A 23003-nucleotide genomic window follows, 5' to 3' on the forward strand; every position below is an offset into this window, starting at 1 on the left:
CGAGCCGGGACACCGGCATTTGGCGGAGAGCAGAAGGAGGAGGAAGATTTGCCGTTGTTCCGGAATAAAACTCCATGAACACAGCACGATTTTCCGAGAGTGTCACAGGCAAGATCGTCGATGGCGTTCTCATCGTCACGATCGAAAATCCGCCGGTCAACGCGCTGTCCCTCCATGTCAGGGCCGGACTGATGGCTGCGCTTGGGCGTGCGGCGTCGGATGAAGTGTCTGCCGTGGTGCTGACCGCCATTGGGCGCACCTTCATCGGTGGCGCCGATATCAAGGAATTCGGCAAGCCCGCTATCGGGCCCACACTGCCTGACGTGATCGAAGCGATGGAGAGCTTCGCCAAACCGATCGTCGCGGCAGTAGGCGGCGCGGCGCTCGGCGGCGGCTGCGAGATTGCGCTGGCCTGCCACTACCGGGTGGCCAGCAAGGCGGCCAGCTTCGGCCTGCCCGAGGTCAAGCTCGGGTTAGTGCCCGGGGCCGGCGGAACCCAACGCCTGCCCCGCCTCATCGGCACGGTCGCCGCAATTGACCTGATCGGCACGGGTCGGCCCGCAAATGCCGACGAAGCTCTCGCTCTCGGTCTGATCGATACCATTGCGGACGATCTTCCCGAAGGCGCGCTCGATGTCGCCCGCCGTCTCGTTGGCCAACCGCTGCGGCGCACGGGTGCGCTTTCCGTCCCGCGCTCGCAACCTGAGGCCGACGCGGCAGCCGCAAGAAAGGTGCTTTCCCGCAGCCGTGGACAGATCGCGCCTGCAGAGGCCGTGAGACTGGTCCGGGCCGCGTCCACGGCCAGACTTGAGGACGGTCTTGTGCACGAACGCGCGACCTTCCTGCGCCTCCGGGATTCTCGCGAGGCGGCAGCGTTGCGCCACGTCTTCTTTGCCGAGAGGCAAGCCAGCAAAGTCGACAGGCTGGAGGGTGTCACGCCTCGCAAGGTCGAGACCGTCGGTATCGTCGGAACCGGCCTGATGGGTGCAGGCATCGCGGTCTCGGCGTTGAATGCCGGCTATCGCGTAATCGGCATCGAGCAGAACGACGACGCCGCGGCAAAAGGATACGAGCGTATCGCCGGGCTTCTCGACAAGTCGGTCCAATCCGGCCGTCTCACCGATCATGCGCGCAGGGAGGCGCTGAGCCGGTTTGAAGCGGCCAGCGAAGCCGACAGGCTGGTGCAGGCCGATCTGGTCATCGAGGCAGTGTTCGACGATCTCGCGGTAAAAACCGAACTCTTCCGGAAGCTCGAACGTATCGTCCGCCCGGACGCCATCCTTGCGACCAACACCAGCTACCTCAACCCCGACGAGATCGCCTCGGCAACCGCCCGGCCCGAACGGATCGTCGGCCTGCATTTTTTCTCCCCGGCCAACGTCATGCGGCTAACCGAAGTGGTGGATTGCGCGGCGACGGCGCCCGATGTGCTCGCCTCGGCGATCGCCTTCGTCAGGAAGCTTGGCAAGCTGCCTGTCGTGTGCGGCGTTACCGAGGGTTTCATCGGCAACCGCATCTATTCGGCCTACCGCCGCGAGGCGGAGTTCATGGTGGAGGATGGCGCAGCACCCGATGAGGTGGATGCCGCGCTGGAGGCCTGGGGCTTCCCGATGGGGATCTTCGCGGTCAACGATATGGCTGGGCTGGAGATAGCCTGGGCGCGGCGCAAGCGACAGGCGGCGATGCGCGATCCGCAAGCACGTTATGTCGAAATCGCCGACCGGCTGTGCGAGGCCGGCCGCTTCGGCCGCAAGACCGGGCGCGGCTGGTACGATTATTCGGACGGCGAACGCCGGAGAGACCCGCAAGTAACGGCGCTGATCGAGGCCGTGCGAGCGGCCAAGGGCATCGTGCCGCGCCGCTTTTCGCCCGATGAGATCGTCACGCGCTTGCTGGCGGCAATGGCCGACGAGGGCAAGGCATTACTCGCCGAAGGCATCGCGGCGCGTGCCTCCGACATCGATCTGGTGATGATAAACGGCTATGGCTTCCCGGCCCACAAGGGCGGGCCGATGTTCCGCGCCGGAGAGGTTTAAGGACCAGCTACGACAGCCTTGCGATGACGGCGCGCAGTGCCTCGCCGAAACGCCTGACCTCGTCGACCGTGTTGTAATGGACCAGCGAGGCGCGGATGGCGCCGCTGTCCATCGACAGGTTGAGACGCTTCATCAGCCGGGGCGCATACATATGGCCGTCGCGGATGCCGATCTGCATGTCAGCCATTTCCTCGACGATCCGCTGCGGCGACAGCTTGCCGATGTTGAAGCAGAATGTCGGCACGCGTTCGTTGATGCGGGCTTCCTCGGCGACGCCGTAGATCGTGGCATTGCATCCCTTGAGCACGGCGAGCATCTCACGCGCCAGGAGCACTTCGTAATCGCGGATGGCGCCCATGCCGGCAACGATGTTGTCGCGCCGCGAGCGGTTGTTGGAGGGCGCCAGATTGCGGCCGATCAGTTCCAGGTACTGCACTGCGGCATCCATGCCTGAGACGTTCTCGTAGATGAAGGTGCCTGCCTCGACCTTGTAAGGCGGCTCGTCGGGGATGAAATCCTCGCGGAAGGTCGGCAGCCGCTTGAGCGTTTCGAAGCGGCCCCACAGAAAGCCCATATGCGGCGAGAAATTTTTGTAGCCGGAGCAGACGAGATAATCACAGTCCCAGGCCTGCACGTCGATCAGCCCGTGCGGTCCGTAATGCACGCAGTCAAGGAACACTTCGGCGCCGGCCGCATGCGCGATCGCGGCCACCGAAGCGACGTCGACGATCGAGCCGATCGAATGCGCGGTCACCGTGCAGGCGACGAGACGGGTGCGATCGGAAACCAGCGGCTTGAGGTCGTCGACATGCAGGTTGCCGTCCTCGCGCATGCGCCACCATTTGAACTTGGCTCCGGCGGGCTCCAGCGCCAGCCACGTGGCGATGTTGGCGTCGTGGTCCATATCGGTGATGACGATCTCGTCGCGCTCTGTGTCCTTGGCCAGCATCTGGCCGATGCCGAGGCTGACCAGGCGAATGAACGAGGTGGCGTTCATGCCGAAGCAGATTTCCGACGGACTGTAGGCGTTGATCAGCAAGGCCACGCTCGTCCGAGCATCCGCAACCGATTGGTCGACCGTGACCGAGCGCCCATAGCGACCACCACGCTGCACATTGTGCGAGACCAGGTGATTGGTCACCGCGTCGAGCACGCTCTGCGGGATCTGCGCGCCGGCGGCGTTGTCCATGAAGATGAAATCACCGGCGCGCTGCAAGGCCGGAAACATGGCGCGGATGGGGTCGACCGGAAAGCCGCCGGCGGCTTGGGAATTGCTCAACTGTATCTCCTGCGAATGGCTTGGGAAGCGGGACGGTTGATGAGGTCAGCGCGTCTTCTCGGTCTTGAAGCGGTCTTCGAGCAGGCTGACGAGGCGGACCATCGGCCAGAGGAAGATGAGATAGACCAAAGCGGCGCCGATCAGCGGCGAGGGATTGGCATAGAGCGACTGCGCGTTGGTCGCTTCCTTCAACAGTTCAGGCAGCGCAACGGTGGAAGCGAGCGACGTGTCCTTGAACATCGAGACGCAATTGCTGGTCATCGGCGGGATGACGACTCGGATCGCCTGCGGCAGCACCACCTTGCGCAAGGTCAAAAGGAAAGGCAGGCCGAGCGCCTGTGCTGCCTCGAATTGGCCTTTCGGAATGCTCTCAATGCCGGAGCGGAACACTTCTGCTGAATAGGCCGACATGATGATGGCGAACGCCGTCACGGCGGAGGCCCAGGACGACAGACGGATGCCGAGGAAGGGCAGCGCATAATAGATCAGGATCAGCACCACCAGCACCGGCAGGGCCCGGAAGATGTCGGTGTAGCCGACCGCCAGCCAGCGCAGCGGCTTCGGCGCATAGAGCCGCAACAGGCTGATCCCCAGGCCAATGGGAATGCCGATGCCGATACTCAAAATGCCGAGCAGCAGCGTGTTCAGGAAGCCACGCAACAGCGCCGGCAGGCTGGACATGATCACGTCAGGATTGAAGAAGGTGTCGATCAGCGACATGGGAGCGTTCCCGAACCCCAGAGCAAAGGATGCTCAAGTTAAAACCAATCGACCTTGCCTCCGATGAGGCTATCCGTGCGGCAGCAGGCGCCGGAGCGTGAAATGAATCGTGCCGGCCTGGGAGCCGGCACGATTTAAGTGCATTGCCGGTCAGGCCTTGGGCAGCGGCATTTCCTTGACCGTCGAGGAATCGGCTGGCGCGTCGCTGCCGAACCACTTCTTGTGGATCGCGGCCAGCGTTCCGTCCTTCTTCATCGCGGTCAGCGCGTCGTTCAGCTTGCCGAGCAGCGGATGGTCCTTGCTCATCATCAGGCCGTACTGTTCGCCGGTCTTGATGCGCTGCTTGACCTTGAGGTCCTTCATCTTGGTGAAGGAGTATTCCATGCCCGGAATATCGCTGACGGCGGCGTCCACGCGGCCCGCGCTGAGGTCGAGCAGCAGGTTCTGCTGCGTGTCATAGCCCTTCACGTCGCTGTAGCCGTCAGCCTCCTGATGCGCCTTGACCCAGGTCTCGCCGGTCGAGCCTGAAAGCACGCCGACGATCTTGCCCTTGAGGTCGGCCTCTGTGTTAACAGCGCTATCGGTCTTCGTCGCAATGCCCATGTCGGAGTCATAATAGGGCTGGGTGAAGGACAGCGTTTTCAGTCGCTCCGGCGTGATGGTGATCGAGGAGATCGCGACATCGATGCGGTTGGAACTGACAGCCGCGAACAGCGCCTGGAAGCCGAGGTCGGCAATGTCGGTGGTCATGCCGGCACGCTTGGCCGCTTCGTTGACGATGTCGACTTCAAAGCCCTCGAACGTGCCGCTCTCGTTCTTGTATTCGAAGGGCGGATTGGTCGGGTAGGCGCCGACATTGAGCACATCGGCGGCAAAGGCGGTGGCCGGGCCGGCAGCGATGCCGATCGTGGCGGCGAGAAGAAGCAGGTTGCGACGAGTGAAGCTCATTTTGTGTTCCCTCTGGTTGTGATCGGGCGGGTTTGCTCCCGCACGGTTTGTTGCCGTCCCACCTCCCAGCGGGGCGTCAATTCATGGCGGCGACCATGCGCTCGAGCGCGGTCGCTATCTGGTCGCGTTCACGGCACACGCACATCCGCAGGAAGGCCGCTGCCGAATTTCCAAAGAGGTGGCCGGGAGCCAGCCCGACGCGCGCCGTCTCCAGTATCCTGGCGCAGGCCTGCCGGGCGTCGCTTTCGCCGTCCATGGCAAAGAAGGCATACATGCCTCCGCGCGGTTTCGTCGGCAGGATGATGCCGGGAATCTGGGCCAGCCTGTCATAGGCAAGGTCGAGGCCGGTTTTGATCCGCTGCCTGATCTCCTCGACCAGCGGCTCGCCTTGGCGGATGGCGGCGACAGCGCCTGCCTGGATCGGCGCGGCGGTGCCGCTGTTGATGTACTGCGTCATGGCGCCAAGCTGGTCGGCCACCCCCGACGGATGCGTCAGCCAGCCGATGCGCCAGCCGGTCATCGCCCACGCCTTCGAAAAACTGTTGACCGACAGCACCCGGTCGCCATCCTCGGCGATCTGCAGGATGGAAGGAGCAACATTGCCGTCGAAATAGAGCCGGCCATAGACCTCGTCGGAGATGATCCAGATGCCGGTGCGCCGGCTGAAGTCGAGCAGCGCCTGCATCTCCTCGCGCGACGCGGTCCAGCCGGTCGGGTTGGACGGCGTCGACAGGAAGATCGCGCGTGTGCGCGCATCGCAAGTGGCGAACAGCCGGTCGAGATCGAGATGCCAGTCGCCCTTGAAGTCGAGCGAAAACGGCCTTGGCTCGCCGCCGATCAGATGGATGGCGTTGTGGATGTTGGGCCATTGCGGCGCGACATAGACGACGTTGCTGCCGGTATCGACCAGCAGTTCCAGGGCCAGGTACAGCGCCTGCATGCCGCCGGGCGTGACCGTGGTGCGCGCAATCGGGATCGTCCGGCCGTGAATGCGCGTTTGGTATTCCGACAGCGCCTCGTTCAGTAGGGGGTGCCCACGCATGTTAGGGACGTAGAACGTCTGGCCTTCATCGAAGGCGGCCTTCGCCGCGTCGCGGATGAAAGCGGGCGTCACCATGTCGCCTTCGCCGTACCAGAGCGCGATCACGTCGCCCAGTTCTCGGGCGCGCACGGCAAGGTTGGCAATGTTTTCGGTGTGCAGGTCACGGATCTGGGCACGTACGCCGTCGAAAGCATAACGCGCGCTGGACGATGACTGGGGCAGTATGAACGACAAGGACTGAAACCCCTCCCACCCGGAGCACCGCGACGGACTGCCCGGCAAGCCCCACCGGCACGACAGTCGCCATCAAGTTTGGATGCTATCCAATGTGCTGCGCTTTTCAAGGAAAAAGTTTTAAGCTTAAAAAGTTTTTGCCCGATCCCGCCCGTCTACCGCAGCTCGGCGCGCGCAGCGGTGCAGTTGGCCGCAGCGCCGGCGCCAAGAAACATCGTATCGCTGGCCAGCACGAAGAAGCTCGCGCCGATAGCGGCCCACTGGCTGATCGTCTGTGGGCTGGCGCAAAATATGCCCGATGTCCTGCCATGCGCGACGGTCGCGCGGATGATCCTTGTGATCGCCTCATTGAGCTTGTCCACGCCTTTGGGCCCGATCGCATCGATCGACACGGAGAGATCGCCGGGGCCGACGAAGACCACATCGATGCCGTCTATGGCCGCGATCGCCTCGATGTTGGCCAGCCCCTCCGATGTCTCGACCTGGACCGCGACGACCACCCTGTCATTGGCCGCGGCCAGATATTCGGGAATGCGATAGCCATAGCCGGCCGCGCGGCCAGGCCCGACGCCGCGCTCGCCCAGCGGCGGATAGCGCGAGGCTTTCACCGCCGCCTCGGCCTGAGCAGCGGTCGAGACGCGCGGCACGAGCACGCCTTGTGCGCCGCTGTCGAGCGCCGCCTGGATAGCTTCCGGCGCATGACCGGGAACACGCACCATGGCCGGCACGCGATGCACGTCGGCCGCGCGCACCATGGTTTCGATCGTGTCGCGCGCGATCTGGGCATGTTCCCAGTCGATGCAGACGAAGTCGAGGCCGGTGAGCGCCATCACTTCGACGGCGACGGGATGGGGAATAGCGGCGAAGGAGCCGACGAGATTGGTCTTGCCGATGCACTTCTGACGGAACGCGCTCATATCCATCCCCCTTTTTTCCCCTCCGAATTGATATCCGCAATCGGCGGCGAGGCGAAGCTATTTCAGGCTTGAAATATTTTTGCGCGGGCCTAGCGTGTCGGTCTCCCGCCACGAGTTCCCATGATGATCAAAACGCATCCCCTGCACGGCTCGAACAAACTGAAGCTCGGCGTCTTTTCGACCAATGCCGATGGCGGTCTGGCCATCACCGATGTGCCGGAACGCTGGACGGCAAGCTGGCAGGACAATCTGACGGCGGCGCAGATCGCCGACCGCGCCGGGCTGGAATTTATGCTTCCGATCGCGCGCTGGCGTGGCTTTGGCGGCCGCAACAAGGTGCGCGAATGGTCGTTCGAGACCTTCACCTGGGCAGCAGCTCTGGCGGTGGCCACCGAGCAGATCGGCCTGTTCATGACCGTGCATGTGCCGCTGGTGCATCCGATCTATGCCGCCAAGGCGCTGGCAACTGTCGACCATATCAGCCAGGGCCGCGCCGGTCTCAACATCGTCTGCGGTTGGAACCCGAAGGAATTCGGCATGTTCGGCACGCCTTTGGTCGAAAAGGGCTACGACCAGGCCGCCGAATGGATCGAAATCCTGGAAAAGCTCTACGCCTCGGACCAGCCTCTGGACTATGAAGGCACCTACTATCGCCTCAAGGAGGCGGTGAGCCGGCCGGCGAGCCTGCAGGTTCCACGCCCGGTGACCATGAACGCTGCTTTCGGTGGCCCGGGCCGGGATTTCGCCGCCGCCCGATGCGATTATCTGTTCACGACCTTTTCGGAAATGAGGGATGCCGGCAAGCATGTCGCCGACATCAGCGAGCGGGCCGACAAGGTTGGCCGCAACGTCGGCGTCTACACGGTGGCGCATGTCGTCTGCCGTCCAACCATGGAAGAGGCGCAGGCCTACTACACGCGCTATGCCGTCGATCTGGTCGACCACGATGCGGTCGATGCTCATATGGCAGGCAAGAAGGAGTTCTCGCAGTCGCATGACCCGCATGCCTATGACCGCTACCGGCAGCGTTTCGCCGGCGGCGCCGGCACCTACCCGCTGGTTGGAACGCCGGAAACGATTGCCGCCGAGATGGCGGCAATAGCCGGGCATGGCTACCAGGGCATCGCGCTGTCGTTCGTCAACTACACCCAGGAACTGCCCTATTTCTGCGACCACGTATTGCCGCTGCTGAAGCGGGCGGGGCTGCGCGGCTGATTATTCCGGAATGACGGCGGTGGCCTGAATCTCGATCTTGGCGCGATCTTCCACCAGCGCCACCACCTGCATGGCGGCCATCGCCGGAAAATGTCGGCCGATCACCTCGCGATAGGCCTCGCCGATCCCCTTGAGGTTGCCGAGATATTCGGCCTTGTCGGTGAAATACCAGGTCATCGCGGTGATGTGCCGTGGCTCCGCGCCGGCTTCCGCCAGCACGGCGACGATGTTTTGCAGCGTCTGCCGCACCTGGCCGGCGAAATCGTCGGTCTCGAACTGGCACTGCCCGTTCCAGCCGACCTGTCCGCCCACGAAGACGAGCCTGCCGCGCGCAGCAATGCCGTTGGCGTAGCCGACCGGTTTCGCCCAGCCCTCCGGCTGCAGGATCTCGTGCATTTTCAAGCCTCCCCGGTATTCTTAAAGATCAATCTCAAATCAAATACATCGCCGTCAGGCCGCGCCCATCACCTGCCGTGCGATCACCACCTTCTGCACATCGGATGCGCCCTCGTAGATGCGTAGCGCGCGGATCTCGCGATAGAGGCTCTCGACGATATGGCCCTTGCGGACGCCGTCCCCCCCATGCAGCTGCACAGCCTTGTCGATCACCTCTTGCGCCTTGTCGGTGGCGAACAGCTTAGCCATCGCCGCCTCGCGGGTGACACGAGCCGCGCCCATGTCCTTGGTCCAGGCAGCGCGGTAGACCAGCAGCGCTGCGGCATCGATGTCCAGCGCCATGTCGGCGATATGGCCTTGCACCATCTGCAGCTCTGCCATCGGAGCGCCGAAAAGTTTGCGCTCGGCCACCCTGCTGATGCTTTCGTCCAGCGCCCGGCGGGCAAAGCCGAGTGCCGCCGCGCCGACCGTGGAGCGGAACACGTCAAGCACCGACATGGCGATGCGGAAGCCGTCTCCCGGTTTGCCGATCAGCGCCGAGGCCGGCACCCGGACCTGATCGAAGGAAAGCCGCGCCAGCGGATGCGGCGCGATCACTTCAAGGCGCTCGGCAATGCCAAGCCCCTTGGTATCAGCGGGTACGAGAAAGGCGGAAAGTCCCTTGGCACCCGGTGCCTCGGCGGTGCGGGCAAAGACGACGTAGAGATCGGCAATGCCGCCATTGGAAATCCAGGTCTTCTCGCCGCTGAGGATATAGAAGTCGCCATCGCGGCTCGCCATCATTTCGGTGTTGGCGACATCCGACCCGGAGCGTGGCTCCGAAAGCGCGAAGGCGGAAATCGTCTTGCCGGCCCTGGTCTTTGCCAGCCATTGCTGCTGGTCGGGCGTGCCGAACAGGCTGAGCGCGCCGGTGCCGAGCCCCTGCATGGCGAAGGCAAAGTCGGCCAACCCGTCATGGCGCGCCAGCGTCTCGCGGGTGATGCACAAGGTGCGGACATCGAGCGGTCCCGGATTGTCCGTATCGAGCGCCGTCGGCTTCAGCCAGCCGTCGCGGCCAAGTTTCGCCACCAGTTCGCGGCAGGCGGCATCGACGTCATGGTGATCGACGGGCAGGTTCCTGACGCACCATGCTTCCAGCCTTTCGGCCAGTTCGCGGTGGCGATCTTCAAAGAACGGCCAGCTGAGGAAGCTCCTGTCTGCCATCAATTCCCCTCGAACACCGGTTTTTCCTTGGCCACGAAGGCCTTGTAGGCGCGCTCGAAGTCACGCGTCTGCATGCAGATCGCCTGCGCCTGCGCTTCCGCTTCGATTGCCTGGTCGAGGCCCATCGACCATTCCTGGTTGAGCTGCGTCTTGGTGATGCCGTGCGCGAAGGTCGGGCCGGAGACGATGCGCGCCGCCATCTCGAGCGCGTCGGCCTCGAGCACTGCGGCATCGACCAGCCTGTTGTAGAAGCCCCAGCGCTCGCCTTCCGCCGCCGTCATCGTGCGGCCGGTGTAGAGCAATTCGGCGGCACGGCCCTGGCCGATGATGCGCGGCAGGATCGCGCACGCGCCCATATCGCAGCCGGCAAGCCCGACGCGGGTGAACAGGAAAGCGGTCTTGGCCTCCGGCGTGGCGATGCGGATGTCGGCGCTCATGGCGATGATGGCGCCGGCGCCGACCGCGACCCCGTCGACCGCCGCGATGATCGGCTTGCCGCAATTGAGCATCGCCTTGACGAAATCGCCGGTCATGCGGGTGAAGGCGAGCAATTCCTTCATGTCCATCTTGACCAAGGGGCCGATAATGTCGTGGACATCGCCGCCCGAGGAGAAATTGCCGCCATTGGGCAGGAACACCACGGCGTCGACGTCGTCGGCATAGACGAGATCGCGGAACGTGTCGCGCAGTTCCGCATAGCTGTCGAAGGTCAGCGGATTCTTGCGCTCCGGCCGGTCGAGCCGCACCTTGGCGATCCTGCCTTCGACTTCCCAAAGGAAGTGCTTCGGCTTGAGGCCGGCCATCGAACTCATTCGCGTCCCTCCCAGTTGCTGCGGAACGAGGTCAGCATGCCGGTCAGCCGGCGCGCATCCTCCTCGCTGACCTTGGCCAGCAATTCTCCGATCCAACCCTCATGCGCCGCGGCCATTGCGGCAAAAGATTTGGAACCCTCGTCGGTCAGTCGCACCATGGATGTGCGGCGATCGCCATTGCGGCGCGCGCGCGCGACCACCCCTTCCGAAACCAGCCGGTCGACGATGCCGGTGACATTGCCGTTGGATACCAGCAGGAAGCGCGACAGATCGCTCATCAGCATGCCTTCCGGCGCGCGGTAGAGGGCGGCCATGACGTCGAAACGCGGCAGCGTCGTATCGAATTCCTTCTTCAGGCGCTCGCGCAGCTCCGCTTCGATCGTGCGCGAGGCGCGCAGCAGCCTGATCCAGAGACGCAGCCGGTCCTTGCCGGGTCCCGACGGCGCGGGCAATGGGCCGGCTACCATGTTTCGCCTCCTGAGATCGAAATTGCTTGTCCGGTAATCGACGCAGCCGCATCGCCGCACAGCCAGAGCACCGCTGAGGCAACTTCCTGCGGCTGGATGAAACGGCCTTGCGGGTTGGTCGAGGCAAGGCTCGCCCGCGCCTGCTCGACTGAGCGGCCGGTCTTTTCGACGACGCGCTGAATGGACTCCTCCAGCATGCCGGTCTCTACGAAGCCCGGGCAAACGGCGTTGACGGTCACGCCGGATTTCGCCGTCTCGGCCGCCAGTGCCCGCATCAGCCCGACCACCCCATGCTTGGCCGCCACGTAGGGCGCGACATAGGCGTAGCCTTTCAGCCCTGCGGTCGAGGCGACGAAGACGATCCGGCCCGCCTTGCGCGCGGCCATGCCGGCCAGCGCCGGCTTCACCGTCAGGAAGGCGCCGGTCAGATTGACGTCGAGCGTCCGCTGCCAGTCGGCAAGCGAGGTCCTGTGCGCCGGCGTGCTGCCGGCCATGCCGGCATTGGCGACGACGATGTCGAACGGGCCGCGCACGGCTTCCGCTTGCGCGTAGAGCGAAATCATCGCCGCCTCGTCGGTGACATCGGCTGACATGGCGTGGATGCGGTCGTTCTCGCCGGCCAACTTGGCAAGCTCGGCGTCGCGCCTCCCGCATATGGTCACCTCTATGCCGGCCTCGGCCAGCACGAGCGCGATGGCCCGGCCGACGCCGGAGCCGCCGCCAGTGACCAGCGCATGTTTGCCTGAAATCGCCAAGGCCGTCGTCATACTTTCAGCCCCGCCGCCGCATCGCGCTCGGCCAGCCGGTAGATCTGGTCGCGTCCGGGCAGATAGGGATCCGGCCATTTGACACCACGATCACCGAGCGTCACGGCTGCATGCAGCGTCCAGTAGGGATCGGCGAGATGCGGCCGTGCCAGGGCCACCAGGTCGGCGCGGCCGGCCATCAGGATCGAATTGACATGATCCGGCTCGTAGATGTTGCCGACCGCCATCGTCGCCATGCCGACCTCGTTGCGGATGCGGTCCGAGAACGGCGTCTGGAACATTCGGCCATAGACAGGCTTGGCGGCAATCGAGGTCTGGCCTGCCGAGACGTCGCATATGTCGACGCCGGCTTCGTGCAGCATCCGCGCGATCTCCACCGCATCGGCCGGCGTCACACCTTCGATGCCGACCCAATCATTGGCCGAAATGCGCACCGAGATCGGCTTTCGCGTCGGCCAGGCGGCGCGCACCGCATGGAAGATTTCCAGGGGATAGCGCATGCGATTTTCCCGCGAACCGCCATACTCATCCGTGCGCTGGTTGGTGACCGGCGTGATGAAGGACGACAGCAAATAGCCATGCGCGGCATGGATCTCGAGCATGTCGAAACCGCAGCGATCTGCCATCTCGGTGGACGCGACGAACTGGTCACGCACCTCGTCCATGTCGGCGCGGTCCATGGCTTTCGGCACCTGATTCTCAGGCGACCATGCAATCGCCGAGGCCGCCATGACCGGCCAATTGCCCGAGGCGAGCGGCACGTCGGTGCCTTCCCACCCGACACGGGTCGAGCCCTTGGCCCCGGAATGGCCAATCTGGGCGCAGATTTTCGCCTCGGTCTCGGTGTGGACGAAATCGACCAGCCGCTTCCACGCCACCTCATGTTCGGACGCATAGAAGCCGGGACAACCGGGCGTGATGCGTCCTTCCGGGCTGACGCAGGTCATCTCGATATAGACAAGCCCGGCGCCGCCCTTGGCACGCTCGGCATAGTGGGCGAAATGCCAGTCGGTCGGGCAGCCATCGACTGCCTTGTACTGCGCCATCGGCGAAACGACGATGCGGTTGTTGAGCTGCATGTCGCGCAGTTTGAACGGCGCGAACATCGGTGCCCGGCGCCGCCTGTTGCCGCCTGCCCCTGCCTGGCGCTGGAACCATTCCTCGGCGCTTTCAAGCCATTTGGCATCGCGCAGCCGCAAATTCTCGTGGCTGATGCGTTGCGAGCGGGTCAGCAGCGAATAATTGAACTGCACCGGATCGAGGCCGAGATAGCGCTCGACCTCCTCGAACCACTCCAGCGAATTGCGCGCCGCCGACTGCAGCTTCAGCACCTCGGTGCGGCGCGCATCCTCATACTTGCGGAAGGCGGCGTCGAGGTCCGGTTCGGTTTTGACATATTCGGCCAGCGCCACCGCGCTTTCCAATGCGAGCTTGGTCCCGGAGCCGATCGAGAAATGTGCCGAGGCCGCCGCGTCGCCCATCAGAGCCAGGTTCTTGTAGGACCAGCGTTCGCACAGCACGCGCGGGAAATTGATCCAGGCCGAACCTCTGATGTGATTGGCATTGGTCATCAGCGCGTGGCCGCCGAGATGTTTCTCAAAGATGCGCTCGCAGACGGCGATGGATTCCTGCTGCGACATGGCGCCGAAGCCGAAGGCAGCCCAGGTCTGTTCGCTGCACTCGACAATGAAGGTCGCTGTCTCGCTGTCGAATTGATAGGCGTGCGCCCACACCCAGCCATGCTCGGTCTTCTCGAAGATGAAGGTGAAGGCGTCGTCGAATTTCTGGTTGGTGCCGAGCCAGACGAATTTGCATTTGCGGGTGTCGATGTCGGGCTTGAAGACTTCGACGAAGGTGTTGCGCGCCCTTGAGTTCAGCCCATCGGCGGCGACGACCAGATCATGCGTCGCCATATAGGGCTGAGGGTCGGCGATATCGCTCTCGAACATCAGCCTCACGCCAAGTTCGCGCGCGCGTCGCTGCAGCAGGACCAGAAGCCGCTTGCGGCCGATGCCACAGAAACCGTGGCCCGACGAGACCGTGCGCACGCCGTCATGGATGACGGCGATGTCGTCCCAATAGGCGAAATGCTTCTTGATCCAGACAGCGCTGACCGGGTCGTTTTTGGCAAGGTTGTCGAGTGTTTCGGCCGACAGCACGACGCCCCAGCCGAACGTATCGTCGGCGCGATTGCGCTCGAACACCGTGATCTCGTGGGCGGCGTCCCGCAGCTTCATTGAAATGGCAAAGTAGAGGCCGGCTGGTCCGCCACCGAGAACCGCAACCTTCATCCGTGCGATCTCCTCTTCGCTTGCTGCATATCAAGTATCGCGCCGGAGATAAAATATTTCAAGCTTAAAGTTTCATGTTGGAACGATTGCTGGACACGGGTGGCGCGCCTGCGGGCTGGCCCCGCAAGCGCGCTCTGGAAATCACTTGTCCGGGTTCTTCGGGCTCCACAGCACAGTCTCGGCACCCTTCTCATAGGCCATCCCATCGGGATAGCTGATCGCCTCCAGTTGCAATCCCCATGGCGCCTGGAAATAGAGGATGGTCTGGCCGGCCGCCGGACCTTCCTTGACCGGCAGCGGACCCATCCGCGTCTTCACCCCCTTGCCGTCGAGATAGGCTTTCGCCGCGGCGACATCATCGACATACATGGCAATGTGGAAGCCGCCGATATCGCTGTTCTTCGGAGTCAAATCCTTCTGGTCAGGCGCAGTGTACTTGAACAGCTCGATGTTCGATCCATAACCGCAACGCACCATGGTGACCTGCTCGATGACAGCCTTCGGATCGACGCCCAGAAGATCCTGCATGAAGGTGCCCTTGTCATCGGCGAACGGACCAAACGACATCGCCTTCTCGCAGCCGACGACTTCGGTGAAGAAGTCGACTGCCTGCTTCATGTCGGGCACCGTGATGCCGGTGTGGTCGTGGCCGCGCATGCCGGGGATCGCATCGGCCGAAGCCGTTCCCATCGAGCAGAACAGGATCGCGGCAAGCATCGTGCCGCGGGCTGCGTAATTCATATTACCCTCCGTTCGCGGGCTGATTTTGCCCTCATGCACGTCCGAAGCCCGCTGTTCGGCGTGGTGGGTGAACAGTCCTATGCCGGCGCTTTCGTTGCTGGCCGCAACCAGTCGGCGTCGATCTCAGGCAGTGGGATGGCGGCAAGCAGGTCGCGCGTGTAGGTCTCCCTGGGATTGTCGAACAGCGCATCGGTGGCGCTCGCCTCGACGATCCCGCCCTCGCGCATCACGATCACTTGTTGGCACAGCCGCCGGATGACCGACAGGTCGTGGCTGATGAAGGCGACCGTCAGCCCCATCTCCGCGGCCAGTCTCTCCAAAAGGGTGAGGATCTGCGCCTGCGTCGATACGTCGAGGCCGGAGACGATCTCGTCGGCCAGCACGAATTTCGGCGAAAGCGCCAACGCGCGCGCAATTCCGACGCGCTGGCGCTGCCCGCCCGACAGTTCATGACGATAGCGACTAGCGAAGCTTTGCGGCAGGCCGACGCGATGCAATGCCTCGGCGACGCGTTCCCTAAGCCTGTCGCCAAGCCCATTCTGCTTGAGCGGCGCGGCAATGATGCCGGCGATGGTGCGACGCGGGTTGAGCGACGACATCGGGTCCTGGAAGATCATCTGCAGGTCGCGGCGCAGAGGTCGCAGCTCTGCATCCGGCAGATGGGCGATATCGCGGCCCTCGAAATGGATGCTGCCGACGCTCGGCTCCAGAAGTCTGACAAGCGTGCGGCCGAGCGTCGATTTTCCGGACCCGGATTCACCGACGATGCCGGTCACCGAACCTCTCGGCAAATCGAAATCCAAGCCTCTCAAAATCTCGGCCAGCGGCGCGCGCCCGATCAGCGGCTTGCGGGTCATGTCGGGCAGCGCCACCTTCAGCCCGCGCACGGAAAACAGCGGCTCAACCATGCGGCCCTCTCCACGCCTGGTCGGAGGCGGCGATCTCCGCAGCGAGTCCTGCCAGCACCGTCTCATCCACCGGCTTCAGCGAGGCAAAGGGATCCGTGTAGCGCGGCGTAGCGGCCATCAATGCCCGCGTATAAGGATGCTCAGGCGCGGCGAAGAGAGCGGCTGTGTCAGCCTCTTCCACCACCTTGCCGGCGTAGAGCACAGACACTTGCTGGCTGATCTTTGCAACGACGCCGAGATCGTGGGTGACGAACAGGATCGCGGTGCCATGCTCGCGCTGCAGCTCGGCGATCAGTCGCAGGATCTGCTTTTGCACGGTAACGTCGAGCGCGGTTGTCGGCTCGTCGGCCACGATCAGCCGTGGCTCGGCGGCGAAGGCGGCGGCGATCAGCACACGCTGGCGCATGCCGCCGGACAGCTCGTGCGGATAGCATTTCAGCACCCGGTCGGGATCGCGGATCTGCACCTCATCCAACAATTGCCGGATACGCTTGTCCGCCTTGTCACCGTTCCAGCCGAGAATGCGCACCAGCCGGTTAGTCATCTGCGGACCGATGCGGCGCGACGGGTTGAGCGCAGTCAACGGATCTTGCGGGATCAGCGCCGTGCGAGCGCCGATCAGCGTGCGCCTTGCCTTGGGCTGCAGCCTGCCGAGGTCTTCGCCTTCGAGCTGCATGGCGCCTTCGACGATGCGCACGCTTGACGGCAGCACACCGAGCACCGCCTTGCCGATCATCGTCTTGCCGGCGCCGCTCTCGCCAACAAGAGCACGCACCTCACCCGGCTGCACGGAGAGCGACACCGACCGCAGCACGCGCTGGCCGTTCGGCAGCACGGCGCTCAGATTGGCAATATCCAGGCAAGCGCTCATCGCAGCACCGGATCGAAGCGTGTCTTCAGCGCCTCACCGAACTGGCTGAACGACAGCACGGTGAGGATCAGCGTGACAAGCGGAAACACCAGCACCCACCAGGCCTGATGGATCGACAGCCGGCCCTCGGCGATGATGCCGCCCCAGGTCGGATCGTCGGTCGAGATCGACAGATTGACGAAGGACAGGATGGCCTCGACGATGACGGCGATGCCCATCTCCAGCGACAGCAGTGCCACGATCGACGGCACCACATTGGGCAGCACCTCGCGCAGCATGATGCCGATGCGGCCATAGCCGGCGATGCGGGCGTTCTCGACATAGTCCATGCGCGACTGGCCCATCGCTTCGGCGCGGATCACCCGGCAAAAGCGCGTCCAGTCGATGATGGCGATGGCGAGGATGACGGAGCTGAGACCAGTGCCGAGCACCGCGACCAGCAGGATGGCGAACAGCACCGGAGGAAATGCCATCCAGACATCGACGATGCGTGAAATGATGCGGTCGGCCCAGCCGCCGAAATAGCCGGCGACCAATCCGAGCGTCGAGCCGACAAGGCAGGCGGCAATCGCCGCAGCGAAGGCGACGATGAAGGCGATTTGGCCGCCGAAGATAAGCCGCGACAAGAGGTCGCGGCCGAGGCTATCGGTGCCCAGCCAATAGCCGGGCTCGGCGCCATCGAGCCAGAAGGGCGGCAGCCGCTCCAGCATCAGATCCTGCGCCAGCGGGTCCTGCGGCGCCACCAGCGGCGCGAACATCGCCGCAAGAAGTACCAGCAGCAGCCAGCCGCCGGCCAGCCACAGCCTCAGGCCCAATCCGCGCCGGGCGATGCGTGCCTCATCCATGGCGCAGCCTCGGATTGAGCAGCGCGTACATCATGTCGACGCCAAGATTGATCAGCACGAACAGCAGCGCGAACACCAGCACGATGCCTTGGATCAGCGGCAGGTCGCGGTTGATGACGGCATCGATCGCCATGTTGCCGAGCCCTTCGTAGGAAAACAGCCGCTCGACGATGACCGTGCCGCCGACAAGGAAGGTGAACTGGACGCCGACGAGAGTCAGTGTCGGCAAGGCAGCGTTCTTCAGCGCCTCGCGCAGGATAACCTGCGTTTCCGAAAACCCCTTCACCCGCGCCAGCACGACATAGTCGAGGTCAAGCACTTCCTTCAGCGACTGTTTCAGCAACTGCGCGATGATTGCCGCCAGCGGCAATGCCAAGGCTACTGCCGGCATCAGCATGTGTTTCAGCAGATCCCAGGTCAGGTCGAAGCGCAGCCGAAGCAAGCTCTCGAAGAAATAGAACTGGGTGACGAAGGGCAGATCGAGCTGCGGCGACACGCGGCCGGAGATATCGAAGATCGGCACCAGCACGCCAAACAAAAGGATCAGCACGAGGCCCCACAGGAAATCGGGAATGGAAAGGGCGGCGCCGCTGGCGATATCGATGCCGGCTTCGACCGCCGTGCCGCGCTCGCGGGCTCCGAGGATCGCCGTCGTGCCGCCGAGCCCAACCGCCATGACGAGCGCGATGATGGCAAGTTCCAGCGTTGCCGGCAAACGATTGAAGACAAGGCTGAGCACATCTTGCCTGAGCGAAATCGAGGTGCCAAAATCGCCCCTGACGACGCCGGACAGCCAGATGAAGAATTGCTGCACGATGGTCTTGTCGAGCCCGTAGAGTGCACGCAGCCGGTCGATGTCGGCATCTGTCGCACCGGGGGGCAGCATCATGGCGATCGGGTCACCAGGCGCGACGCGGATCACGACGAAGACGACGACAGCCACGCCGAACAGCGTGATCAGCATCGTCAGCAGACGGATCAGGAATCGTTGCAGGAGCATTCTGGTGTTGGCCCAGTGCGTTTCTAACGAAGAGCCCCCTCATTCGTCCGCTTCGCGGCCACCTTCTCCCCGAGGGGAGAAGAGGTCACGGACAGCTGAGCTGGTCTCTTCTCCCCAGCGGGGAGAAGGTGGCCCGAAGGGCCGGATGAGGGGGCCGCTCAGCGAAGGGTGGCGCCCACAAGCCGATATCAGGCCGGGGTCATCAGCGCCGGCAGCAGCGCGCCGGACACATGCTGCACCACGTTGACGCCCTTGGCATGCACGATAGGTTGCGCATACTGAATCAGCGGCAGCACATAGGCCTGCTCGGCGATATACTTGTCGACAGCCTTCCAGCCGGCGATGCGCTTGGCCTCGTCCTTCTCGCCCCAGAGCGGATTGATCATGTCGATCAGGTCCTGGCTGTCCCACACCGAATGCGGGCTCGGCCCATACATGGCAAAACCAGTCGACGTTGTCGGATCGCCGATGGCATTGCCCCAATTGTAGAAGGCGGCCGGCGCCAGCTTGTCGGCGGCGCGCAGCTCATAGTGCTTGGCGATCTCGTAGACCTCGATCGTCGCCTCGATGCCGACCTTGCGCCACATGCCGACGATTGCCTGGATCATCTCATAATCCTTGGGCTTGAAGCCCTTGGTCGTCTGGATGGTGAACTTGACCGGTTTTTCCGGCGAATAGCCGGAAGCCGCGAGCAGCTCCTTGGCCTTTTCAGGATTGTGCTCGACCTTGATCGAGGCATCGAAGGCCGTGTACTCCGGGGTCTCCAGCGTAGCGATCGGCTGGCCATAGCCGCGCAGCAGCCGTTTGACCAGAAGCTCCTTGTCCACAGCCATGACAGCGGCCTGGCGGACGTTCTTGTCCAGCATCGCTTCAATGTCATTGAAGAAGATCATGCCGATGTCGGAAACAGGCTTGCACGAGCCGGCAAGCCCGTCCTTGGCGATCAGCCGGTCATACTCTTCATAGGGGACCTCCAGCGTCACCTGCGAGGAACCGGATTCGATCTCGGCAACGCGGCTCGCCGCGTCGGTGACGAACTTGATCGTCACATTCTCGAAGGCCGGCTTGTCGCCCCAATAGTGCGGGTTGGCCTTCAGTCGGAGGAAAGCATTTCGCTCGAATTTTTCCACCATGTACGGGCCGGTGCCGATCGGCGCCTTCTCGAAACCTTCCGCGCCAACCTTCTCGTAGTAGGCCTTCGGCAGGATGTAGCCGGTCAGGAACGACATCCATTTGAAATAGACCGGATCGAACTGCACGACGTCGCCGGTGATCTTGTTGCCGTCGATCTTGAAATTGTTGACGTTCTTCCAGACGAACTGGATCGGATTGCCGGTCTTTTCGTCGCCCGCCCGCTGCAGCGACCAGACCACGTCGTCGGGCGTGAACGGCGAGCCGTCATGCCAGGTCACGCCTTCGCGCACCGTCATCGTCACCTTGGTGCGATCCTCGTTCCAGCCCCATTCGGTGAGCAGGCCAGGCGCAAAGGACAGGTCCGGCTTTTGCGGAATGAACTGGTCGAACACCGACTGGTAGAGGCCCTGGATCGTCGGGTTGACGGCCGAGGGTCCGGTGGTCGGATCCCAGGACGGCAGGTTGACGTTATAGGCGATGGTCAGTTCGCCCGCTGCCTTGGCGATCTGCGGCAGGCCGATTGCGGCCACCCCAAGTGCCGCGGCACTGTATCCCAGCAATTCGCGTCTGTTGATTGTCATGGTCGTTCCCCTTGTTGTTTGTTGTCTTTGCGCGGCACTACCAGTTCATAGCTTCAGGCTTCGTGGGCAGCAGCGCCTTGCCTCTCGTCGCCCTCCTGAAATCTTCCGAGCTACCTCCCGCCAAGCTGTTGCGCGAGCATGTAGCCCGAGGCCGCGCCGCTGCCGGCGCCCGGCCATGTCGCGGCGCCCGTGAGGTGCAGATTGGCGACCGGCGTGTTCCAGCCGGCATAGCCGCGCGCCGGGCGAAACAAGAAGTTCTGCGCCAGATGATGGCTGCCGCAGACCTGGTCGCCACCGACGAGATTGGGGTTCTCACGCTCGAGGTCGATTGGCGAGAACACTGCACGGCCGAGGATTTTCGCGTGCAGTCCGGGTGCGTAGATCTCGATGGTGTCGAGCACGCGTTCGGCATAGACGTCCTTGACCTGATCCCAATGCGCGGGCGCGATCTTGCCGGCCGCATCGCCCAGGATTTCGGCGGGCAGCATGCGCACCTGCACCCACAGCACATGCTTGCCCTGCGGCGCGCGTGACGGATCGACCGCTGTCGGCTGGCCGACGACCAGCACCGGTTCGTCCGGCAGCATGCCCGCCATCGCCTGCTGATAGGTGCGCGACATCGCGTCGAGCGAGGGCGACAGATGCACATAGGCGAACTGCCGCAGCTCGGCCCCGGCGCGCCAGTCCGGCAGGTCGTCGAGCGCCAGATGGATCATCATCGTGCCCGGCGCGTGCCGGAACTTCTGCATCGCCGTGTCGAAGCCGGTGTCGCCGGAACCGTTGGGCAGCAACTTGCCGGTCAGCGCCCTGGGCGCGACCCCGGCAATGACCGCCTTGCTTGCCGTATGCGTCTCACCGGAGGCGAGCCGGACGCCGGTCGCCTTGCCGCCGGAAACGGTGATTTCGGCAACCTCTGCCCCGGTAACGATCTTGCCGCCCGCCGAGGTGACCATACCTGCCAGCGCCCGGATGATCGTGTCGGCGCCGCCCTTGCCCAGCACCATGCCAAAGGTCTGGTTGGCCATCGATTCCAGATAGGGGAACACGGCGCCGCCGGCGATGTCGGGTGCAAAGTCGAGATGCATGCCCCAGGTGGCGAGCGTTGCCCGCACATGCGCAGACTCGAAATTTTCCTCCAACCAGGCGCGAGGCGATGACAGCAAAAGCCGACCGGTGTCGAGCGCGCCTGAGATACCCTTCTTGCGCCACAGGTTCCAGGCGGTGCCGGCAAGCGCACGCACACTCATCGGCGAGCCCAGCAGCCGGAACAGATGCTCGGCCTCATCAGGGAATGCGGCAACGAGCTTGCGCCACGTCTCGGCATCGGCAGCGGAGAACGCGGCCATGCGCGTGGCGGTCTTTTCCAGGTCGTTGCTGACGCCGAACCAGCGTCCGTCTGGGAAGGCGCTGGCGAAACAATCGGCGACCGGCGCGAACTCCAGCCCGTGGGTTTTCAATTCATTTGCATATTTCCGGTGGAAGGCGGAGCCGGCGAACAGGCTCAGATTCATCGCACCGAAATCGTGGCGGAAGCCGGGAAGCGTATATTCGTGTGTCTGGACGGCGCCGCCGATTGCTGCACTGCGCTCGAAAATCCCGGTTTTCCAGCCCTTGAGTGCCAGATGCGCAGCGCATGCCAGACTGTTGTGGCCCGCCCCGACAAAGATGGCGTCGAACTCGCTCACGCCCCGTTCCCATTTCCTTTATGCTTAAAGATAATTGCAGATGCATATGTTTTCGTCTAGTAGGATATTAAGGGCCGAGACGAGCCTTGATCTTCACCAGAAAGAGGGAACTTCAGACCATGGACACGCAAAAACTCCTCGGCGAAGTCGCCGGCCAGCTGCTTTCAGGCGCCATCAGGGTGGTCGACCTCTCTGCGCAACTCGGACCCGACACGCCTCTTATCAAGCTGCCGCCGGAGCTTGCCGTCGACACGCCAAAGGTCGAGATCCATAACATCTCCCGTTATGACAAGAACGGCCCGTGGTGGGCATGGAACTGGCTGAAGCTTGGGGAGCATTCGGGCACGCATTTCGATGCGCCGCAGCATTGGATCAGCGGCAAGGATTATCCGGACGGCGCCACCGACACCATTCCGGCGCAGAACTTCGTCGGCCCGGTCAATGTCATCGACTGCTCGAAGGAAGCCGCCGCCGATCACGATTTCCTGCTCACCGTCGACCACATCAAGGCGTGGGAAGCCAAGCATGGCGCCATCAACGCCGGCGAGTGGGTGGTGATGCGCACCGACTGGTACAAACGCAATGGTTCGGAAGCCGAATTCCTCAACGCCAATAAGACCGGCCCGCATACGCCAGGTCCGACGGCCGAAGCCATCCAGTATCTGATCAGCAAGGATATCAAGGGCTGGGGCTCGGAGACGATCGGCACCGATGCCGGCAAGGCCGGCGGCATGGAGCCACCATTTCCCGCGCACACGCTGATGCACAAGGCCAATCGCTATGGCCTCGCCAGCCTCTGCAACCTCGACCAGCTGCCGCCGAAGGGCGCCATCCTGATCGCCGCACCGCTCAAGATCGAACATGGCACCGGCAGCCCGATCCGCGCGCTGGCGCTGGTGTCGAAAGGCTGA

21 protein-coding genes and 1 pseudogene are annotated in these 23003 nt (G+C 63.5%); 3 read left to right on the forward strand and 19 right to left on the reverse strand.

What is annotated here, in order from left to right; all coding sequences use genetic code 11:
* Positions 1 to 74: 74 nt before the first annotated feature.
* Complete coding sequence (locus NL532_RS27835; protein WP_023827962.1) at positions 75 to 2036, forward strand: 3-hydroxyacyl-CoA dehydrogenase NAD-binding domain-containing protein; 1962 nt, start codon at positions 75 to 77, stop codon at positions 2034 to 2036.
* 7 nt (positions 2037 to 2043) lie between these two features.
* Here NL532_RS27835 and NL532_RS27840 read toward each other — a convergent pair whose 3' ends face one another.
* The 5 genes from NL532_RS27840 to NL532_RS27860 all read right to left on the reverse strand — a co-directional run bounded on the left by NL532_RS27840 (position 2044) and on the right by NL532_RS27860 (position 7176).
* Positions 2044 to 3315, reverse strand: coding sequence for a cysteine desulfurase-like protein (locus tag NL532_RS27840; RefSeq protein WP_023804445.1), 1272 nt, complete (start codon positions 3313 to 3315; stop codon positions 2044 to 2046).
* Positions 3316 to 3360: 45 nt separating this feature from the next.
* Complete coding sequence (locus NL532_RS27845; protein ID WP_023667812.1) at positions 3361 to 4035, reverse strand: amino acid ABC transporter permease; 675 nt, start codon at positions 4033 to 4035, stop codon at positions 3361 to 3363.
* 150 nt (positions 4036 to 4185) lie between these two features.
* Entirely contained in the window at positions 4186 to 4983 is a 798-nt protein-coding gene (locus NL532_RS27850; protein WP_023682726.1) for an ABC transporter substrate-binding protein, read from the reverse strand.
* Positions 4984 to 5059: 76 nt separating this feature from the next.
* A complete protein-coding gene (locus NL532_RS27855) occupies positions 5060 to 6259 on the reverse strand; it encodes a pyridoxal phosphate-dependent aminotransferase (RefSeq protein ID WP_023667810.1) in 1200 nt (399 codons plus the stop codon).
* Positions 6260 to 6414: 155 nt separating this feature from the next.
* Positions 6415 to 7176, reverse strand: coding sequence for an HpcH/HpaI aldolase family protein (locus tag NL532_RS27860; protein ID WP_023686922.1), 762 nt, complete (start codon positions 7174 to 7176; stop codon positions 6415 to 6417).
* A 123-nt stretch (positions 7177 to 7299) separates the two neighbouring features.
* Between NL532_RS27860 and NL532_RS27865 the strand changes: the two genes are divergently transcribed.
* Entirely contained in the window at positions 7300 to 8391 is a 1092-nt protein-coding gene (locus NL532_RS27865) for an LLM class flavin-dependent oxidoreductase (RefSeq protein WP_286488158.1), read from the forward strand.
* Here NL532_RS27865 and NL532_RS27870 read toward each other — a convergent pair whose 3' ends face one another.
* The 14 genes and pseudogenes from NL532_RS27870 to NL532_RS27930 all read right to left on the reverse strand — a co-directional run bounded on the left by NL532_RS27870 (position 8392) and on the right by NL532_RS27930 (position 22092).
* Entirely contained in the window at positions 8392 to 8787 is a 396-nt protein-coding gene (locus tag NL532_RS27870) for a RidA family protein (protein ID WP_023738338.1), read from the reverse strand.
* 54 nt (positions 8788 to 8841) lie between these two features.
* Entirely contained in the window at positions 8842 to 9990 is a 1149-nt protein-coding gene (locus NL532_RS27875; RefSeq protein ID WP_023729161.1) for an acyl-CoA dehydrogenase family protein, read from the reverse strand.
* Positions 9990 to 10802, reverse strand: a complete 813-nt coding sequence (locus tag NL532_RS27880; RefSeq protein WP_023729160.1) for an enoyl-CoA hydratase family protein — start codon at positions 10800 to 10802, stop codon at positions 9990 to 9992. Before NL532_RS27880 ends, NL532_RS27875 begins: the two co-directional genes overlap by 1 nt.
* Complete coding sequence (locus tag NL532_RS27885) at positions 10799 to 11269, reverse strand: MarR family winged helix-turn-helix transcriptional regulator (protein WP_023667803.1); 471 nt, start codon at positions 11267 to 11269, stop codon at positions 10799 to 10801. Before NL532_RS27885 ends, NL532_RS27880 begins: the two co-directional genes overlap by 4 nt.
* Entirely contained in the window at positions 11263 to 12036 is a 774-nt protein-coding gene (locus NL532_RS27890) for an SDR family NAD(P)-dependent oxidoreductase (RefSeq protein WP_023667802.1), read from the reverse strand. Before NL532_RS27890 ends, NL532_RS27885 begins: the two co-directional genes overlap by 7 nt.
* Positions 12033 to 14327, reverse strand: a complete 2295-nt coding sequence (locus tag NL532_RS27895; protein WP_023667801.1) for a bifunctional salicylyl-CoA 5-hydroxylase/oxidoreductase — start codon at positions 14325 to 14327, stop codon at positions 12033 to 12035. Before NL532_RS27895 ends, NL532_RS27890 begins: the two co-directional genes overlap by 4 nt.
* A gap of 141 nt (positions 14328 to 14468) precedes the next feature.
* Positions 14469 to 15068, reverse strand: coding sequence for a VOC family protein (locus NL532_RS27900; RefSeq protein ID WP_023667800.1), 600 nt, complete (start codon positions 15066 to 15068; stop codon positions 14469 to 14471).
* 77 nt (positions 15069 to 15145) lie between these two features.
* The gene (locus NL532_RS27905) at positions 15146 to 15976 is read right to left on the reverse strand and encodes an ATP-binding cassette domain-containing protein (RefSeq protein ID WP_023686915.1); all 831 of its coding nucleotides are present in this window, start codon (positions 15974 to 15976) and stop codon (positions 15146 to 15148) included.
* Positions 15969 to 16847 carry an ABC transporter ATP-binding protein gene (locus tag NL532_RS27910; protein ID WP_023827961.1) on the reverse strand — a complete coding sequence of 293 codons (879 nt, stop codon included), beginning with the start codon at positions 16845 to 16847 and terminating at the stop codon, positions 15969 to 15971. The genes NL532_RS27905 and NL532_RS27910 overlap by 8 nt, the downstream gene beginning before the upstream one ends.
* The gene (locus tag NL532_RS27915; RefSeq protein ID WP_023827960.1) at positions 16844 to 17692 is read right to left on the reverse strand and encodes an ABC transporter permease; all 849 of its coding nucleotides are present in this window, start codon (positions 17690 to 17692) and stop codon (positions 16844 to 16846) included. Before NL532_RS27915 ends, NL532_RS27910 begins: the two co-directional genes overlap by 4 nt.
* A complete protein-coding gene (locus NL532_RS27920) occupies positions 17685 to 18692 on the reverse strand; it encodes an ABC transporter permease (RefSeq protein ID WP_023740549.1) in 1008 nt (335 codons plus the stop codon). The genes NL532_RS27915 and NL532_RS27920 overlap by 8 nt, the downstream gene beginning before the upstream one ends.
* 42 nt (positions 18693 to 18734) lie before the next feature.
* Positions 18735 to 18847 (reverse strand): annotated as a pseudogene (locus NL532_RS32450) (endonuclease domain-containing protein); the annotation flags it as partial.
* A 33-nt stretch (positions 18848 to 18880) separates the two neighbouring features.
* A complete protein-coding gene (locus NL532_RS27925) occupies positions 18881 to 20407 on the reverse strand; it encodes an ABC transporter substrate-binding protein (RefSeq protein WP_023827959.1) in 1527 nt (508 codons plus the stop codon).
* Positions 20408 to 20517: 110 nt separating this feature from the next.
* The gene (locus NL532_RS27930) at positions 20518 to 22092 is read right to left on the reverse strand and encodes a phytoene desaturase family protein (RefSeq protein ID WP_023827958.1); all 1575 of its coding nucleotides are present in this window, start codon (positions 22090 to 22092) and stop codon (positions 20518 to 20520) included.
* Positions 22093 to 22211: 119 nt separating this feature from the next.
* On the opposite strand from NL532_RS27930, the gene NL532_RS27935 reads away from it, so the two are divergent.
* Positions 22212 to 23003, forward strand: a complete 792-nt coding sequence (locus NL532_RS27935; RefSeq protein ID WP_023827957.1) for a cyclase family protein — start codon at positions 22212 to 22214, stop codon at positions 23001 to 23003.

Source organism: Mesorhizobium sp. C120A, from assembly GCF_030323105.1.
In the GTDB taxonomy this organism is placed as follows: domain Bacteria; phylum Pseudomonadota; class Alphaproteobacteria; order Rhizobiales; family Rhizobiaceae; genus Mesorhizobium.

Excerpts from the sequence above, each read along its gene's own strand:
- NL532_RS27935 (WP_023827957.1), top strand. The coding sequence starts at position 22,212 with ATGGACACGCAAAAACTCCTCGGCGAAGTCGCCGGCCAGCTGCTTTCA.
- NL532_RS27900 (WP_023667800.1), bottom strand. The coding sequence starts at position 15,068 with ATGAATTACGCAGCCCGCGGCACGATGCTTGCCGCGATCCTGTTCTGC.
- NL532_RS27835 (WP_023827962.1), top strand. The coding sequence starts at position 75 with ATGAACACAGCACGATTTTCCGAGAGTGTCACAGGCAAGATCGTCGAT.
- NL532_RS27870 (WP_023738338.1), bottom strand. The coding sequence starts at position 8,787 with ATGCACGAGATCCTGCAGCCGGAGGGCTGGGCGAAACCGGTCGGCTAC.
- NL532_RS27880 (WP_023729160.1), bottom strand. The coding sequence starts at position 10,802 with ATGAGTTCGATGGCCGGCCTCAAGCCGAAGCACTTCCTTTGGGAAGTC.
- NL532_RS27915 (WP_023827960.1), bottom strand. The coding sequence starts at position 17,692 with ATGGATGAGGCACGCATCGCCCGGCGCGGATTGGGCCTGAGGCTGTGG.
- NL532_RS27905 (WP_023686915.1), bottom strand. The coding sequence starts at position 15,976 with ATGGTTGAGCCGCTGTTTTCCGTGCGCGGGCTGAAGGTGGCGCTGCCC.
- NL532_RS27910 (WP_023827961.1), bottom strand. The coding sequence starts at position 16,847 with ATGAGCGCTTGCCTGGATATTGCCAATCTGAGCGCCGTGCTGCCGAAC.
- NL532_RS27885 (WP_023667803.1), bottom strand. The coding sequence starts at position 11,269 with ATGGTAGCCGGCCCATTGCCCGCGCCGTCGGGACCCGGCAAGGACCGG.
- NL532_RS27895 (WP_023667801.1), bottom strand. The coding sequence starts at position 14,327 with ATGAAGGTTGCGGTTCTCGGTGGCGGACCAGCCGGCCTCTACTTTGCC.
- NL532_RS27845 (WP_023667812.1), bottom strand. The coding sequence starts at position 4,035 with ATGTCGCTGATCGACACCTTCTTCAATCCTGACGTGATCATGTCCAGC.
- NL532_RS27925 (WP_023827959.1), bottom strand. The coding sequence starts at position 20,407 with ATGACAATCAACAGACGCGAATTGCTGGGATACAGTGCCGCGGCACTT.
- NL532_RS27850 (WP_023682726.1), bottom strand. The coding sequence starts at position 4,983 with ATGAGCTTCACTCGTCGCAACCTGCTTCTTCTCGCCGCCACGATCGGC.
- NL532_RS27865 (WP_286488158.1), top strand. The coding sequence starts at position 7,300 with ATGATCAAAACGCATCCCCTGCACGGCTCGAACAAACTGAAGCTCGGC.
- NL532_RS27875 (WP_023729161.1), bottom strand. The coding sequence starts at position 9,990 with ATGGCAGACAGGAGCTTCCTCAGCTGGCCGTTCTTTGAAGATCGCCAC.
- NL532_RS27860 (WP_023686922.1), bottom strand. The coding sequence starts at position 7,176 with ATGAGCGCGTTCCGTCAGAAGTGCATCGGCAAGACCAATCTCGTCGGC.
- NL532_RS27920 (WP_023740549.1), bottom strand. The coding sequence starts at position 18,692 with ATGCTCCTGCAACGATTCCTGATCCGTCTGCTGACGATGCTGATCACG.
- NL532_RS27890 (WP_023667802.1), bottom strand. The coding sequence starts at position 12,036 with ATGACGACGGCCTTGGCGATTTCAGGCAAACATGCGCTGGTCACTGGC.